Annotated in this window: 13 protein-coding genes; 12 read left to right on the forward strand and 1 reads right to left on the reverse strand. The window is 70.4% G+C overall.

Annotated elements, in window-relative coordinates; all coding sequences use genetic code 11:
* Window positions 1–11: 11 nt before the first annotated feature.
* Window positions 12–938 (reverse strand): LysR family transcriptional regulator, encoded by a 927-nt coding sequence (locus tag ACX938_RS03115; protein ID WP_459429943.1) that lies wholly within the window; start codon window positions 936–938, stop codon window positions 12–14.
* Window positions 939–1,117: 179 nt separating this feature from the next.
* On the opposite strand from ACX938_RS03115, the gene ACX938_RS03120 reads away from it, so the two are divergent.
* From ACX938_RS03120 to ACX938_RS03175, 12 genes are all read left to right on the forward strand, one after another.
* The gene (locus tag ACX938_RS03120; protein WP_459429944.1) at window positions 1,118–2,245 is read left to right on the forward strand and encodes a TAXI family TRAP transporter solute-binding subunit; all 1,128 of its coding nucleotides are present in this window, start codon (window positions 1,118–1,120) and stop codon (window positions 2,243–2,245) included.
* Between the two features lie 75 nt (window positions 2,246–2,320).
* Window positions 2,321–4,297 (forward strand): TRAP transporter permease, encoded by a 1,977-nt coding sequence (locus ACX938_RS03125; protein WP_459429945.1) that lies wholly within the window; start codon window positions 2,321–2,323, stop codon window positions 4,295–4,297.
* A gap of 11 nt (window positions 4,298–4,308) precedes the next feature.
* Window positions 4,309–4,974 (forward strand): 3-oxoacid CoA-transferase subunit A, encoded by a 666-nt coding sequence (locus ACX938_RS03130; RefSeq protein WP_459429946.1) that lies wholly within the window; start codon window positions 4,309–4,311, stop codon window positions 4,972–4,974.
* Window positions 4,971–5,657: a 3-oxoacid CoA-transferase subunit B gene (locus ACX938_RS03135; protein WP_459429947.1), complete on the forward strand. Its 687-nt coding sequence runs from the start codon at window positions 4,971–4,973 to the stop codon at window positions 5,655–5,657. The genes ACX938_RS03130 and ACX938_RS03135 overlap by 4 nt, the downstream gene beginning before the upstream one ends.
* 98 nt (window positions 5,658–5,755) lie before the next feature.
* Entirely contained in the window at window positions 5,756–6,919 is a 1,164-nt protein-coding gene (locus ACX938_RS03140) for an acyl-CoA dehydrogenase family protein (RefSeq protein WP_459429948.1), read from the forward strand.
* Between the two features lie 7 nt (window positions 6,920–6,926).
* Complete coding sequence (locus tag ACX938_RS03145; protein WP_459429949.1) at window positions 6,927–7,751, forward strand: HpcH/HpaI aldolase/citrate lyase family protein; 825 nt, start codon at window positions 6,927–6,929, stop codon at window positions 7,749–7,751.
* On the forward strand, window positions 7,748–8,596 hold the full coding sequence (locus ACX938_RS03150; protein ID WP_459429950.1) for an HTD2 family dehydratase: 849 nt from the start codon (window positions 7,748–7,750) through the stop codon (window positions 8,594–8,596). Before ACX938_RS03145 ends, ACX938_RS03150 begins: the two co-directional genes overlap by 4 nt.
* On the forward strand, window positions 8,593–9,564 hold the full coding sequence (locus ACX938_RS03155) for an NAD(P)H-dependent flavin oxidoreductase (protein ID WP_459429951.1): 972 nt from the start codon (window positions 8,593–8,595) through the stop codon (window positions 9,562–9,564). Before ACX938_RS03150 ends, ACX938_RS03155 begins: the two co-directional genes overlap by 4 nt.
* A gap of 17 nt (window positions 9,565–9,581) precedes the next feature.
* Window positions 9,582–11,303 (forward strand): acyl-CoA dehydrogenase family protein, encoded by a 1,722-nt coding sequence (locus tag ACX938_RS03160; protein WP_459429952.1) that lies wholly within the window; start codon window positions 9,582–9,584, stop codon window positions 11,301–11,303.
* Window positions 11,300–12,631 carry an MmgE/PrpD family protein gene (locus tag ACX938_RS03165; protein ID WP_459429953.1) on the forward strand — a complete coding sequence of 444 codons (1,332 nt, stop codon included), beginning with the start codon at window positions 11,300–11,302 and terminating at the stop codon, window positions 12,629–12,631. The genes ACX938_RS03160 and ACX938_RS03165 overlap by 4 nt, the downstream gene beginning before the upstream one ends.
* 544 nt (window positions 12,632–13,175) lie before the next feature.
* Entirely contained in the window at window positions 13,176–14,096 is a 921-nt protein-coding gene (locus ACX938_RS03170; RefSeq protein ID WP_459429954.1) for a sensor histidine kinase, read from the forward strand.
* Between the two features lie 394 nt (window positions 14,097–14,490).
* Window positions 14,491–16,071 (forward strand): ATP-binding protein, encoded by a 1,581-nt coding sequence (locus ACX938_RS03175; RefSeq protein ID WP_459429955.1) that lies wholly within the window; start codon window positions 14,491–14,493, stop codon window positions 16,069–16,071.
* Window positions 16,072–16,160: the final 89 nt, after the last annotated feature.

The raw sequence follows: 16,160 nt of genomic DNA on the forward strand, positions 1-16,160 counted from the left end.
CAGGCGCGCGCCTACATGGTCGTCCCCGGCCAGGCGCCCGAGGTCGAGAGCCGGTGCACCTCGGAGATCAGGAAGTCCGAGAAGCCCGAGGTCAGCCGCGAGGTCGGCCGGTTCAGCGGGCTCATCAGGATCAGCGTCCGGTCGATCGGGTGGCGCACGATGGGCCGCGCGATCAGCCGCCCCGAGGCCACCTGTTCGTTGACCGACATGAGCGGCAGGATGGTCGATCCGAGCCCGCGGTCGACGAAGGCCAGCATGGTCGGCAGGATGTCGATCTCGAGCCGCACGTCGAGCGGGATGCCCTGGCTTTCCGAGATGTGGTCGATGCGCTTGCGCAGCCCGTGTTCGGGGTTGGGCAGGATCAGGGGCAGGCTCAGCGCCTCTTCCGAGGTGATCGGCGTGCCGTCGGCCACGGCGCCCTCGCCGCCGCGCTGGATCAGGAAAAGCTGTTCGATAATAATGGCCTGGCTCTTGATGGCCGAGGATTTCTGGCCCTCGTAGGCGACCCCGAGGTCGATGGTCCCGCGCTGCAGCCAGTCCTGCACATGGCCCGAGAACCCCGAGACGATGCGCAGCTTGACCTGCGGGTGGGTCTGCATGGTGCGCTCGATCAGATGGGTCGCCAGCACCTCGGCCACGGTGGGCGGCAGGCCCAGGGTCACGGTGCCCGAAAGGGTCTTCTGCGCGCCCGAGACATCGGTGGCGAGATCGTCGATATCCTCGAGGATCACCCGCGCGCGGGCGGCCAACCTCAGGCCCTCTTCGGTGGGCATGACGCCCCGCCCGTGTCGGCGCAGAAGCGGCACCGCCAGGGCCTCTTCCAGCGCCTTGACCTGGCGGCTGAGCGCCGGCTGGGCGATGTTCAACCGCTCGGCCGCGGCGGTGATGCTGCTCAGCTCGACGATCTGGATGAAGTTGCGAAGCTGCCGGATGTCCATATCATGCCGTTTCGGTATCGCTGATATATTTATAATGCATTTGCAACATATGCGCCGACCCGACAGGCTCCCGTCAAGGGCAAACCCGCCCGGAGGCGCGTTCCTTCGGAGACGGCCCGGCAGAGGAGGCCGGGCGCCGCGCGGGGGACCGGACCCTTGGACATTTGGGAGGAACTACCATGGTCTTCAGCAAGAAACTCGGCGTCGCCGCCGCGGCGCTCATGGCCTTCGCGGGCACGGCGCAGGCGCAGGAGCTGCCGGGCACGATGGTCTGGACAAGCTACGACGTGGGCTCGGCCGGCTACGCCGAAGCCTCGGCCATCGCCGACGCCTTCGGCAAGGAATACGGCACCCGCGTGCGCATCCAGCCCTCGGGCAGCGGCATCGGCCGCCTTCAGCCGCTCCTGCAGGGGCGGGCGGATTACGCCTTCCTCGCCACCGAGGCCTTCTTCCTCGGCGAGGGCGCCTATGACTTCGCCACCCCCGACTGGGGCCCGCACCAGCTGCGCGCCGTGGCCGGCCGCCCGGCGGGCATCACGCTCATCGCCGCCGGTGACGCGGGCATCGAGACCGTCGAGGACGCGCGCGGCAAGCGCATCGCCTTCGTGGCGGGCAACCCCTCGGTCAACGTGAAATGCGAGGCGATCCTGGCCTTCGGCGGGCTGACGCTCGACGACGTCGAGGTGATCACCTTCCCGACCTACAGCGCCGCCATGTCCTCCATGACGCGCAACGAATCGGATGCGACCTGCACCACGCCGACCACCAGCCAGCTCTACGAACTGGCCGAAAGCCCGCGCGGCATCCACTATGCGCCGCTGCAGGCCGACAACGAGCAGGGCTGGGACCAGCTGCTCAAGGTGCTGCCGATCATGAGCCCCTCCGACGAGGACGTGGCCGCGGGCCTGGCCGAAGGCGAGACCGCCAAGATGGCCGCCTACCGCTACCCGGTGATCACCACCACCTCGAACAAGGGCGCGGACGAGGTCTATGCCTTCATCAAGGCGCTCGACGAGACCTTCGACATGTACAAGGACGGCACCGCCGCCATGTCGCGCTGGACGCTCGAACGCTCGGGCAAGCCCGCGATCGACATTCCCTTCCACGAGGGCGCCGTGCGCTACCTCGAGGAAATCGGCGTCTGGACCGAGGAGGATGAAGCCTGGAACCAGCAGCGGCAGGCGCGCATGGACGCGCTGACCGAGGCCTGGGACAGCTTCAAGGCCGAGAACGGCGAGCTCTCCGAGGAGGCCTTCGCTGAGGCCTGGATGGCGCGCCGCGGCGAGGTCCTGGCCTCCCTGAACTAAGCCGCCGCGCTTCTCTGCCCCCGGCGTTGCACCCGCGCCGGGGGCGTTTTGACACCTTCAGCCCAGGACCGTCCCATGAGTGCCGAGAGCGACCGCGACGGCGCCGAGAAGGCGCCCCTTGCAGCCCCCGGGCATCTTGCCGAGGCCCAAGACGACCACCCCCTGCCGGCGCGCCACCGCGCCCTGCGCATCGCGATCATGGTGCTGGGGGTGCTGGGCGTCCTTCTGGCGGTGAACCAGCAGTTCCTGCTGAACCTCTTCGGCTTCCAGCCGCTGGGCAATTCCTACCTTTATTACCTGATCGGGATCTTCCTCGCGACGGCCTTCCTGACGCTGCCGATCTCCACGGCGCTGACCGGAAAGCTGATCTGGCTGAACGTGATCCTGGCGCTCCTGGCGCTGGTCAGCGCGGGCTGGCTGGGCCACCACGGGCTCGACATCATCCAGAAGGGCTGGGAATACGACGCGCCGCTGACCGCCGACATCATGGCCTCGATCCTGATCGTGCTGGTCCTCGAGGGCGTGCGCCGCGCGGGCGGGCCGATCCTGCTGGCCACCGCGCTTCTCTTCGGGACCTTCCCGCTTTACGCGGGCCACATGCCGGGCTTTCTCTGGGGCACCCAGTTTGCCCCGATCGAGACCGTGCGCGCCCATGTGCTGGGCGTCGAGAGCATCATCGGCATCCCCATGCAGGTCGTGGCCGAACTGGTCATCGGCTTCGTGATCTTCGGCTCGGTCCTGGTCATCACCAAGGGCAGCGACTTCTTCATGGAGCTCGCCTCGGCGCTCTTGGGCCACAGCCGCGGCGGGCCCGCCAAGGTGGCGGTCATGGGCTCGGGCATCCTGGGCTCGCTCTCGGGCAGCGTGATCTCCAACATCCTGACCTCGGGGCCCTTCTCGATCCCGACCATGCGGCGGGTGGGCTATCCCGCCACCTATGCCGCCGCGATCGAGAGCTGCGCCTCCACCGGCGCCACGCTGATGCCGCCGGTCATGGGCACCGTGGCCTTCGTCATGGCCTCGTTCCTGGGCGTGCAATATTCCACCATCGTCATCGCGGCGATCATCCCGGCGCTGCTGTTCTACGCCGCGCTGCTTCTGCAGGTGGACATGTTCGCCGCCCGTCGCGGGCTGCACGGCCTGCCGAAAAGCGAGACGCCCGACATCTGGCCGGTCTTGAAGCGCGGCTGGCCTTACCTGCTGTCGCTGGGCGTCTTGATCTTCGTCCTCATGGGCCTGCGGCTCGAGGCGCGCTCGCCCTATTACGCCTCGCTGGTGATGCTGGTGGCGACCGCCTTCAACCGCGAGACCCGGCTGACGCTCTCCCGCGCCAAGGAGCTGGTCTTCGACGTGGCCAAGAACGTCTCGAATCTGGTCGCGGTGCTTTGCGGCATCGGCCTGGTGGTGGGCGGGCTGTCCTACACCGGGGTCGCCGGGGCCTTCTCGCGCGAGCTTCTGCTCTATGCCGGCGGCAATACCGCGCTGATGCTGATCGCGGGCGCGGTGACGAGCTTCGTCCTCGGCATGGGGATGACGGTCACCGCCTGTTACATCTTCCTGTCGATCCTGCTCGCGCCGGCGCTGGTGCAGGCCGGGCTGAACCCGATCGCCAGCCACCTGTTCATTCTCTACTGGGGCATGCTCAGCTACATCACCCCGCCGGTGGCGCTGGCCGCGATCACCGCGGCGAATGTGGCGGGCTCGAAGCCCATGCAGACGGGCTTCACCTCGATGCGGCTCGGCCTGCCGCTCTTCGTGCTGCCCTTCATCTTCGTCTACGACCCGGCGCTGATCATGGTGGGTGACTGGCTCTCCATCGCCGAGCGCGTCGGGATCACGCTGGTTGCGCTCTGGGCGGTGACCTCGGCCTTCGAGAGCTGGATCTACAAGGTCGGCCGCATCGACCTGCTGAGCCGGGTGGTCTTCGGCGCCGGCGGCCTGCTGATCATCGTGCCGGAGCTGCTGACGAGCCTGATCGGGGCCGGGCTGCTGGTCGCGGTCATCGCCATCAATCTCATGGTGCAGCGCCGCGGGCGCGACGCCGAGGCCTAAGGGAGGTTTCTTTGGACAAGAGGGTAGGGGATCTGGCCACCGCGGTGGCGCCCATCACCGACGGGGCATCGATCATGATCGGGGGCTTCGGCTCCTCGGGCATTCCCTTTGGGCTGATCGACGCGCTGCTGGAACAGGGGGCCACAGGGCTCACCGTGATCTCGAACAACGCCGGCGCCGGAGAGACCGGCATCGCCAAGCTCCTGAAGGCGGGACGGGTGGCGCGGGTCGTCTGCTCCTACCCGCGCTCGCCGGGCTCGATCTGGTTCGAGAAGCGCTACGAGGCGGGCGAGATCGACCTCGAGGTGGTGCCCCAGGGCACGCTGGCCGAACGCATCCGCGCGGCCGGCGCGGGCATCGGCGGCTTCCTGACGCCCACCGGCTACGGCACGCGGCTCGCCGAGGGCAAGGAGACCCGCGAGATCGAGGGCCGGGGCTACGTCATGGAGATGCCGCTTTCGGCGGATTTCGCGCTGGTGCGCGCCGAGGCGGGCGACCGCTGGGGCAACCTGAGCTTCCACGCCACCGCGCGGAACTTCAATCCGGTCATGGCCATGGCCGCCGATCACGCCATCGCCGAGGTGCGGCAGGTGGCGACCGGGGCGCTCGATCCCGAAAGCGTCGTCACCCCTGGCATCTTCGTCGATTGCGTCGTCGAATACGGAGCGCGCCCATGACCCAGAGCCAGACCCAGACCAAACCGCAAGCCGGTGCCGCCGACGGGCTGACCCGGCTGAGCGACGCCCAGCTGGCCGCCCGCGTGGCCCAGGACATCCCCGACGGCTCCTACGTGAACCTCGGGATCGGCAAGCCCACCCATGTGGCGGGCTACGTGCCCGAGGGCCGCGAGGTGATCTACCACTCCGAGAACGGCATCATCGGCGTCGGCCCGACCCCGCCCGAGGGCGAGGAAGACCTCGAGCTGATCGACGCCAGCAAGCGCTATGTCACCGCCGCCCCCGGCGCGGCCTATTTCGACCATCCCGACAGCTTCGCCATGATGCGCGGCGGCCATATCGATATTGCCGTCCTCGGCGCCTACCAGGTGGCCGAAAGCGGCGATATCGCCAACTGGGCGACGCTCGACGAGAAGTTCCCGCCCGCCGTCGGCGGTGCGATGGACCTCGTCGCGGGGGTGAAGACCATCCTCGTGATGATGCGCCACGTGAACAAGGACGGCAGCCCGAAGCTCCTGGAGCGCTGCACCTACCCGCTGACCGGGCTGGGCGTGGTGAGCCGCGTCTACACCGACCTCGCGGTCCTCGACGTCACCCCCGAGGGCTTCCGCCTGGTCGAGCTGACCCCCGGCAACGACCTGGAGGCGGTGCAGGCGCTGACCGGCGCCAAGATTCTGACCTGAGACCGGAGCGGGCCCCGCCCGCCGCCCCGGCGCAATTTCGCGCCGCGGCGGCCGGGGCGCCCCCTTGCTCCCGGCCAACGACGAAGGACGACGAGACCGTGAAGACCAGTGCCCCCGACACCCATGACGACCTACGCGACGCGCTGCGCGCGCTCTGCGCCGAGTTCCCGGCGGAATACCACCGCAAGCACGGCGCCGCCGAGACCTACCCCGAGGAGTTCATCGACGCCCTGACCAAGGCCGGCTGGCTCGCCGCGATGATCCCCGAGGAATACGGCGGCTCGGGCCTCGGGCTCACGGAAGCCTCGATCGTCATGGAAGAGATCAACCGCTGCGGCGGCAACGCCGGGCATTGCCACGGCCAGATGTACAACATGGGCACGCTCCTGCGGCACGGCTCGGAGGCGCAGAAGCAGCGCTACCTGCCGAAGATCGCCTCGGGCGAGCTGCGGCTGCAGTCCATGGCGGTGACCGAGCCCACCACCGGCACCGACACGACCAAGCTGAAGACCACCGCGCAGCGCAAGGGCGACCGCTACGTCGTCAACGGCCAGAAGGTCTGGATCAGCCGGGTGCAGCATTCCGACCTGATGATCCTTCTGGCGCGCACCACGCCGCTGGCCGAGGTGAACCGCAAGTCCGAAGGGCTGTCGGTCTTCCTGGTCGAGCTCGACCAGGTCATCGGCAAGGGCATGGAGGTCAAGCCGATCCCCAACATGGTCGGCCATGAGACCAACGAGCTGTTCTTCGACGACCTCGAGATCCCCGCCGACACGCTGATCGGCGAAGAGGGCAAGGGCTTCCGCTACATCCTCGACGGGCTCAACGCCGAGCGTTCGCTGATCGCGGCGGAATGCATCGGGGACGGCTACTGGTTCGTCGAGAAGGCGGCGCAATACGCCGGCGAGCGGCAGGTCTTCGGCCGGCCGATCGGGCAGAACCAGGGCATCCAGTTCCCGATCTCGCGGGCCTTCGTGAACCTCGAGGCGGCGAACCTGATGCGCTTCGAGGCCTGCCGCCGCTTCGACGCACATGAGCCCTCGGGCGCCCAGGCCAACATGGCCAAGCTCCTGGCTGCCGATGCCTCCTGGGAGGCGGCCAATGCCACGATCCAGACCTTCGGCGGCTTCGGCTTCGCCGAGGAATACGACATCGAGCGGAAGTTCCGCGAGACGCGGCTCTATCAGGTGGCGCCGATTTCGACCAACCTGATCCTGTCGTATGTGGCCGAGCACATCCTCGGCATGCCGCGCAGTTTCTGAGGGGCCGATGGACGCAATCAAGGATCATTTCGCCACGCTGAGCTTCCCGCTCTTCGTGCCCGCCGACCGGCCCGAGCGCTTCGCCAAGGCCTGCGCGGCGGGCACCGACAGCGTGATCATCGACCTCGAGGACGCGGTCGCCTCGGACCTCAAGACCTCGGTGCGGCGCATCCCGCGCGACGCGCTGCCCGCCGACCGGCAGGTGACGCTGATGCTGCGGGTCAACGCGCCGGGCACCGAGTGGTATCGCGACGATGTGGCCTTCGCCCGCGCCATCGGCTTCGACGCCGTGGTGCTGCCCAAGGCCGAGAGCGCCCAGCAGATCGCCGAGCTGCGCGCGGCACTTGACCCCGGGCAGAAGGTGCTCGGCCTGATCGAGACGGTGCGCGGGGTGGCGCGGATGACCGAGCTGGCCGAGGCCGCCGACCGGCTGGCCTTCGGCTCGATCGATCTGGCCGCTGATCTCGGCTGCGAGAACACCCAGACCGCCTTCCTGCCGATCCGCAGCCAGATCGTGCAGGCCGCGCGGCTGGCCGGACGGCCGGCGCCTCTGGACGGGGTGACCACCGCCACCCGCAACCCCGAGGTAATCGCCGGCGACGCCCGCCACAGCCACGAGATGGGCTTCGGCGGCAAGCTCCTGATCCACCCGGTGCAGATCGAGCCCGCCCGCGCCGCCTTCCGGCCCGCGCCCGAGACCGTGGACTGGGCCGAGCGCGTGGTCGCGGCCTCGGTGCACGGCGGGGCAGGGCTGGTCGACGGCGCGATGATCGACGCGCCGGTCCTGAAGCAGGCGCGCCGCATCCTCGACCGCGCGAGGGCCCTGGCATGAGCGCGCTCGACGATCTCGACATTCCCGCGCTCGAAGCCTGGATCGGTCGCGAGGAGGTGATGACCGACATCCTCACCCCGGCGCTGGTCGCGCGCTTCGGCGCGACCTTCGGCGACTGGGTGAGGACGCCCGAGGATGGCGTCGCGCCCGGGCTGCACTGGTGCCTCGCCCAGCCCGCCGTGGATCATGCAGGGCTGGGCCCCGACGGCCACCCCAAGCGCGGCGGCTTCCTGCCGCCGGTGCCCTTCCAGAACCGCATGTGGGCGGGCGGCGAGGTCACCTTCCGCGCCCCCCTGCGCGCGGGCGACGAGGTCACGCGCAGCTCGCGGATCGAGAGCTTGAAACCCAAGGAGGGCCGCTCGGGCCCGCTCGTGTTCGTGGCCGTCCGGCATCTCTATTCGGTCGCGGGCGAGACCGCGATCGAGGAGCGCCAGGACATCGTCTACCGCCCCGCCACCTCCAGCGTCACGCCCAAGGGCGCGGGCGGCGACGGCCCGGCAAGCCCTGAGAGCTTCACCGGCGATCCGGTCACGCTCTTCCGCTACTCGGCGATGACCTTCAACGGCCACCGCATCCACTACGACTATCCCTATGTGACCGAGACCGAGGGTTATGCCGGGCTCGTGGTGCACGGCCCGATCCAGGGCACGCTCCTGATCAATGCCGCCGCCCGGGCCTTCGGGACCACCGGGCTGACGGTCGCCTACCGCGGCCTCGCGCCGCTGATCGCGGGCCAGCCGGTGACGCTCCACCGCGAGGGCGCGCGCTTCTGGCTCGAGAAGACCGACGGCACCGTGACCTTCGAGGCCCGCGCCACCTCCGAGACAGACAAAGGACAGGCATGACAGATCCCAACGCCATCGCCGCGCTCAAGTCCCGGCTTTCCCTGCCGCTCATCGGGGCGCCGATGTTCCTGGCCTCGGGCGTCGACCTCGTGGTCGCCCAGTGCTGCGCGGGGATCATCGGGACCTTCCCCTCGCTGAACGCCCGGCCCGCCGAAGAGCTCGACCGCTGGCTGACCGAGATCGAGCGCCGCCTCGCGGCCTTCGAGGCGAAGACCGGCAAGACCCCCGCGCCCTACGGCGTGAACCTCATCGTGAACGAGTACAACGAACGGCTGGAGGGCGACCTCGAGACCTGCGTGCGCCACAAGGTGCCGCTGGTGATCACCTCGCTTTCGGCGCCCGACAAGGTGGTCGAGGCGGTGCATGGCTACGGCGGGCTGGTCTTCCACGACGTGATCAAGGCGCGCCACGCGCGCCGGGCGGCGAAATCCGGGGTCGACGGTCTGATCCTCGTGGCCGCGGGCGCGGGCGGGCACGCGGGCACGCTCAGCCCCTTTGCGCTCGTCGAGGAGGTGCGCGCCTTCTGGGACGGGCCGCTGGTCCTCTCGGGCGCGGTGGCCAACGGCCGCTCGGTCCTGGCCGCCGAGGTGCTGGGCTGTGATTTCGCCTATGCGGGCACGGTCTTCATCCCCTCGGCCGAGGCCATCGCGCCCGACCCCCACAAGGAGATGATCACCCGCGCCGAGGCCGATGCCATCGTCTACACGCCGCTCTTCTCGGGCACCCATGCCAACTACCTGGCCGAAAGCGTGAGCCTGGTGGGCGTCGACCCCGAGGAGGCCCGCCGCGCCGAGCCGCGCAAGATGAAGTCCAAGGACGACCCCGACCGGCCCAAGGCCTGGAAGGACGTCTTCTCGGCGGGCCAGGCGGTCGCCCAGTCGCGCGGCGTCGAACCCGCGGGCGAGATCGTCGACCGGCTGGCGCGCGAATACCGCGCGGCCCGCGCGGCGATCACCGGGACAAGCTGACAGCGAGGAGGGGCCCCATGGCCGGCGCGAGCGAGAACAACATCCCCGACAGCCGCGGCGTGAACGCCTATCGCGCCGACCCGGCGCTGGCGGCGCTGATCGAGGTCTACCTGCCGCGCGCGCTGCAGGCCCGGATCACCCCCGAGCTCGACCGCATGGGCGCCTTGGTGGGCGACAGGCTGGAAGAGCTGGCGCTCGCCGCCGATCACAACCCGCCCAGCCTGAAGCTGCGCAGCCGCACCGGGGCCCGCGCCGAGACGGTGGAGAAACACCCCGCCTACCAAGAGCTCGAACGCTACGCCTTTTCGGAGTTCGGCCTGGCCGCCATGTCGCATCGCGCCGGCGTCTTCGGCGCCGAGGACAAGCTGCACCCGCTGGCGAAATACGCGCTGGTCTATCTGTTTGTGCAGGCCGAGTTCGGGCTTTGCTGCCCGCTCTCGATGACCGACAGCCTGACCCGCACGCTGGTGAAATTCGGCGATCCCGCGCTGGTCGCGCGCTACATCGACCGGCTGACCAGCCAGGACATGGAGAGCCTCTTCCAGGGGGCGATGTTCATGACCGAGCAGGCGGCGGGCTCGGATGTCGGCGCGATCGAGACCACCGCCCGGCCGGAAGGCGACGCCTGGCGGCTGACCGGCGACAAGTGGTTCTGTTCCAACCCCGACGCCGAGCTGGCCATGGTCCTCGCCCGGCCCGAAGGGCAGGGGGCCGAGGGCACGCGCGGGCTCTCGCTGTTCCTGCTGCCCCGGCATCTGCCCGACGGCAGCCTGAACGCCTACCGGATCCTGCGGCTGAAGGACAAGATGGGCACGCGCTCCATGGCCTCGGGGGAGATCTCGCTCGAAGGCGCCACCGCCTATCTCGTCGGCGAGGCCGGGCAGGGCTTCAAGCAGATGACCGACATGATCAACATGTCGCGGCTCGCCAACGGCGTGCGCAGCGCCGGTCTCATGCGCCGCTCGGTCGCCGAGGCGCTGTTCATCGCGCGGCACCGCTCGGCCTTCGGGCGGGCGCTGGTCGACATGCCGCTGATGCGGCGGCAGCTCGCCAAGATGCTGGTCACCGCCGAACAGGGCCGCAGCATGGTCTTCCACACCGCCCGCGCGCTGGCCGCCGCCGACGGCGGCGAGGCCACCATGGCCCGCGTGCTGCGCATCCTCACGCCCTTGGTGAAGTTCCGCACCTGCCGGGACGCGCGCAAGGTCGCGGGCGACGCCATGGAGGTGCGCGGCGGCTGCGGCTACATTGAGGAGTTCTCCGACGCCCGGGTCCTGCGCGACGCGCATCTTGGCTCGATCTGGGAGGGCACCTCGAACATCATCGCCCTCGACGTGGCCCGCGCGATCAAGCGCGAAGGCGCGCTGGAGGCGTTGACGGACTACCTGCGCGAACTGCTCTCCGAGGCCGAGCCCGCGCTGGCGGCGGAGCTGGAGGCGGCGCTGACCCGCGCCGCGGCGCTGGCCTCCGAGGTCGCCGAGGACGGCTCGGGCGGAGAGGCCCGCCGCGCGGCCTCGGCGCTCTATCACGGCACCTCGGCGAGCTTCATGGCCTGGGAGGCCGCGCAGCTTTCGGGCCAGCCCGCCCAGGACCGCGCCGCGCTCGCGCGGCTGGTGCTGGCGCACCGGCTGACGCCCCGCGACCCGCTCGCCCCGCGCGAGGACGAAGACGCCGCGCTGGCGGGGCTCCTGGCCCGCGCCGGCATCGACCCCGAAGACCAGGCCATGGCTGCAGAATGACATCACTTGCCCAGACCCTCGCCCGTTTCGCCACAGGCCCCGCGCCCCGGGACGAAGACCTCGCCCGGATCGTCACGCTGTCGCTCTTTGACTGGGCGGCGGTGGGGCTTGCGGGCCGCGACGAGCCGGTCGCCCGCGCGGCGCTGAGGCTCGCCGGCACCGAGCCCGGCGGTGCCACGCTTTTCGGCGGCGGCGGGGCCGCGCCCCGCGCCGCGGCGCTGGCCAATGGCGCGGTGAGCCATGCGCTCGACTACGACGACACGCATTTCGGCCACATCGGCCACCCGAGCGTCGCCGTCATGCCCGCGGCGCTGGCCCTGGCCGAGACGCGCGGCGCCTCGGGGGGCGATCTGCTCGCGGCGCTGGGATACGGGCTCGAGACCGCCTGCCGCATCGGCGACTGGCTGGGCCGGGCGCATTACGAGGCGGGCTTCCACCAGACCGGCACCTCGGGCGCCTTCGGCGCGGCGGTGGCGGCGGGCCGGCTGATCGGGCTCGACGCGGCGGGCATGGAGGCGGCGCTGGCGCTGACCGCGACCCGCGCGGCGGGGTTGAAAAGCCAGTTCGGCACCATGGGCAAACCGCTGAACGCGGGCTTCGCCGCCGAGGTCGGCGTGACCTGCGCGCTCCTGGCCGAGGCCGGCGCGGGTTCCGCCACCGAGGCGCTGGAAGGGCCGCAGGGCTTCGGGCCGACGCATGCGGGCGAGGCGCGGGGCGCGGCCTTCGAGGAGCTGGGAACGCGCTGGGTCTTCCCGGCGGTCTCCTACAAGTTCCACGCCTGCTGCCACGGGCTGCACGCCATGCTGGAGGCGCTGCGCGAGCTGACGCCGGGGCTGGACGCCGGGTCCGTCGAGGCGCTGGAGGTCACCACCCATCCGCGCTGGCTCAAGGTCTGCAACCAGCCCGCGCCCGAGACCGGGCTTGGCGCGAAGTTCAGCTACCGGGTCACCGCCGCCATGGCGCTGGCGGGCGTCGATACCGCGGCGCTCGAGAGCTATTCCGCCGAGACCTGCCAGCGGCCCGACATTCGGGCGCTGCGCGACCGGGTGCAGGTGCGGACCGACGAGGGCCTGAGCGACACCGAGGCGCATCTGCGCCTGCGGCTTTCGGGCGGGACGGAGAGGACCGCGCGGCACGACCTTCTGACCGATGCGCGCCCCGAGGAGACCGCGCCGCGGCTCCGCGCCAAGGCCGAGGCGCTTCTGGGCGCCGAGGGCGCCGGGGCGCTCTGGCAGGCGGTGGAGGATCTGCCCGGCGCGGGGGATGTTTCGGGGCTTGCCGCGCGTATGGGGGGGCTGAGCGGGCAGGGTCCAGGTTTTCCTCGCTGAGGCAAGCGGTTACGCGCCACAGCTGATGTTACCAGGCGCGGTGTCGCGCGGGCCTGACGCCCGCGCGGGACGGAAACCACCATGACGTGTTCGCTAAGCAATTTACTCCGCGTCAATTTGCGCCGATAAAGATTGGGAGGGGGCACCGCCGGGTCATCAGGCCCGGCGCGGCGACCCTATTCATCAGGGTTGCGGTGGAATGCACACCGAGCTTGCGCATCGAGGGCCAGGCGGCCCGGGCAATCGGCCCAGGGCCGGGGGGCTTTGGCGCGTGTTACGGGCGGTGTTGCCTGGGGCTGAAAGGCTCTGGCGCGGGGGCCGGGGGCTTGGGCGCGAGGCCGAGACGTCTTCGCACGGAATCCTGGGGCTTCGGCAGGCTACCGAGACACGTAGGCGCAAGACCGGCGCGCGGCGTCGCACCCCCAAGCCTTTCCCCAAGGCACTGACACCCGCCCTTGCGGCAACCCTCTGCCTCCTGCCTCTGCCGACCCTCGCGCAGGGCACCGAGCCGCTGCTCGGCTCGCGCGGGCCGGGCCTCCTGCTCATGGCGCTCCTGGTGCTGGCGGTGCTCGCGCTGGCCTTCGGCAGCCGGATCAAGCGCCGTCCGAAGCGCGCCGCGACACCCGCGCCCGCCGCCCTGGAACCCGAGGCCCCGCGCCCCGCGGGCGATCCGGCCCTGCGGCGGCGGCTCCGCAGCATCGAGGCGCGCTACGAGCTGGCCTGGAAGACCGCCATGCGCCGCGACCTCTCTGCCCGGAACGCGCTGGAGGCGCTGACGCCCGAGCTCGACGCCCTGCGCCGCGCCGTCTCGGCGGGGCCCGAGGGTGATGAGGCCGAGGCGCTGGCCCCGCGGCTCCAGCGGCTCGAGGCCCGGATCGAGGCGCTGCTCGGCCCTGCCACGCCCGAGGCGCGCCCCGGCCCGGACCTGACCGGGCCCGGCAATACGCAGACCGAAGGCGCCGACATGGGCCTGCCCGACATCCTCGCCACCGTGCACGAGATGTTCCTGCCCGAGGCCGAGGCCAAGGGCCTCCGCCTCGACTACGTGCCGACCAGCGCCCGGCCCGAGCTGCCGCCGCTCGCGATGATGCGGATCGCGGCCAACCTGGTGTCCAACGCGGTGAAATTCACCGACCACGGGCGCATCCTTCTGGGCGTGCGGCGGCGCGCCAGCGGGGTGCGGGTCGAGGTGCATGACACCGGCGCGGGGCTCGACGCCGCTGCCTTCCGACGGGCCAGCGCGCGCTCGGTGCGGCTGGCGGGCAGCGAGGGGGCGCAGGGCGGGCAGGGCCTGGGGCTGGCGGTGGTCATGGACCTCGCCCGGCGGCACGACCTGCAGGTGACGGTCAGCGATAGGCCTGGCGGGGGGACCTCGATCGGGGTGCTGATCCCGGGCCCGCGGGGCAGCTGGGCCGCCGACGCGCCGGGCCCCGCGCGCCGCCGCGCGGGCGGGCGGCTGGGTTAGGCCCGAGAGCCACCGCGGGGATCACAATAGCGTGCGCAGGTAAGAGGTTGCGCGGCAGAGTTGAGGTGGGGCCGGGGTGGGGTATCGCCCCCGACGTCCCCGCCTCAGAACCCGAGGCCACGCCCCAAACCACCCCCTAAACGCCCCCGAAGGCCCCCGGAACTACGCCAGAGCGGCCTGGGGCGCCTCTCACGGCAACAATGCGCCGCACAACCCAGCGCCACACCCACGCAACACCCCCGACACCCCCCGCCAATCGCACACATTTTCACCACAATTACATCATATTGCAGATTCCCAGCAGATGCTGCACTCGGGTCGAACGGCGACGGGGACGGCCCCCATGTTTTGGACCCTGCGCCGGGTGTGTGTGAGTACTTCCGGAGGGAACGCGATGTTGAAGGCCTTGCTCGAGGTGACGGATAATTCCGATACCGACAGGGTGATCGACCGCTCCCTGCGCCAGCTCTACCTGGTCGCCGCCGATCCCGACAAAGCCTTCGAGGACAAGGCGAACGAGCTTCTGGCCATCGGGCTCGACTGCCTCGGCCTGAGCCTCGGCATCGTCAGCCGGGTCGAGGCCGGGCGCTACATGGTGGTGCATTCCGAAGGGCCGGGCGCGCCCGATCCGGGCACCATCTTCGACCTTGCGCAGACCTACTGCTGCCACACGCTGGCCGCCGAGGACGTGGAAAGCTTCCACCACGCCGGCCGTTCGCGCATCGCCACCCATCCCTGCTACCAGAGCTTCGGGCTCGAAAGCTACATCGGCACGCCGCTTGTCGTGCGCGGCAAGGTGCTGGGCACGCTCAACTTCTCGGCCGCCGAGGCGCGCCGCCAGCCCTTCAGCGAGAAGGAGCACGAGCTGGTGCGATTCTTCGGGCGCTGGATCTCCAAGGAATGGGAGCGCGCCGAGGACGCGCGCGAGCTGGAGAAGAAGACCGCGCTTCTGGAGGCGATCTTCGACGCCATGCCGGGCTCGCTGATCGTGGCCGACCTCAACCGCCGCATCACCATGACAAACGAGACCATGACCGAGATGTTCGGCTATTCCGCCGAGGATCTCGAGGGCCGGCAGACCTCGGTCCTTTATTCCGATTTCGAGCAGTTCCGCGAGACCGGGGCCACGCGCTACAACCCCGCGGCCTCGGGCGCGCTCGATGCCTACGAGATGAGCTACCGCCGCCGCAACGGCGAGGATTTCATCGGCGAGACCAATGCCACCCGGCTCAAGACCCGCGCCGGCGTGCCGCTGGGCTATCTCGCGGTGATCCGCGACATCACCCGCCGCAAGCGCGTCGAGCGCCAGCGCGACCACGCGATCTCGGTGGTCAGCCACGAGCTGCGCACGCCGGTCTCGCTGATCGCGGGCTCGCTGCAGCTTCTCGGCCGCTTCTCCGCCGCGCTGCCGGAGCGGGGGCGCGAGCTTCTCGAGGTCTCGGGCCGCAACGCCGAACGGCTCGGGCGGCTGATCGACGACATCCTCGATTCCGGGCGGCTGCAATCGGGCCAGTCGGCGATGGATTTCGCCGAGCTCGACCTCGGCCACCTCTTGCGCCAAAGCGCCGAGGACGCCCGGCATTTCGCCGAGGAACACGGGGTCGGCGTCGCGGTCAGCGACACGCCCGAGGCCCCGGTGCTGGTGCGCGGCCATGCCTCGCGCATCCAGCAGGTGATCGACAACCTGACCACCAATGCCATCAAAGCCTCGCCCAAGGGCGCGAGCGTCGAGCTGGGGCTTCTGACCGAGGGCGGCTTCTGGGTGCGCGACGCCGGACCCGGCATTCCCGAGAAGCTGCAGCCGGTGCTCTTCGAGCGCTTCACCCGCAGCGACGCCGAGAGCTTCCGCTTCGGCGGCGGCACCGGGCTGGGGCTGAGCATCGTCAAGGCGATCCTCGATCAGCACGATGCCGAGATCGACTTCGCCACCGCCGAGGGGCAGGGCACCACCTTCCGGGTCCGCTTCCCGGGCTGATCTGGGGCGCCCGCGGCGCGTGACGTAAGGGCAATTGTGGCCCGGCGGTGACAACCGGCGCGGAAGCGACGCGGCGGAACGGGTGCAGG

Source organism: Roseivivax sp. (assembly GCF_054552075.1).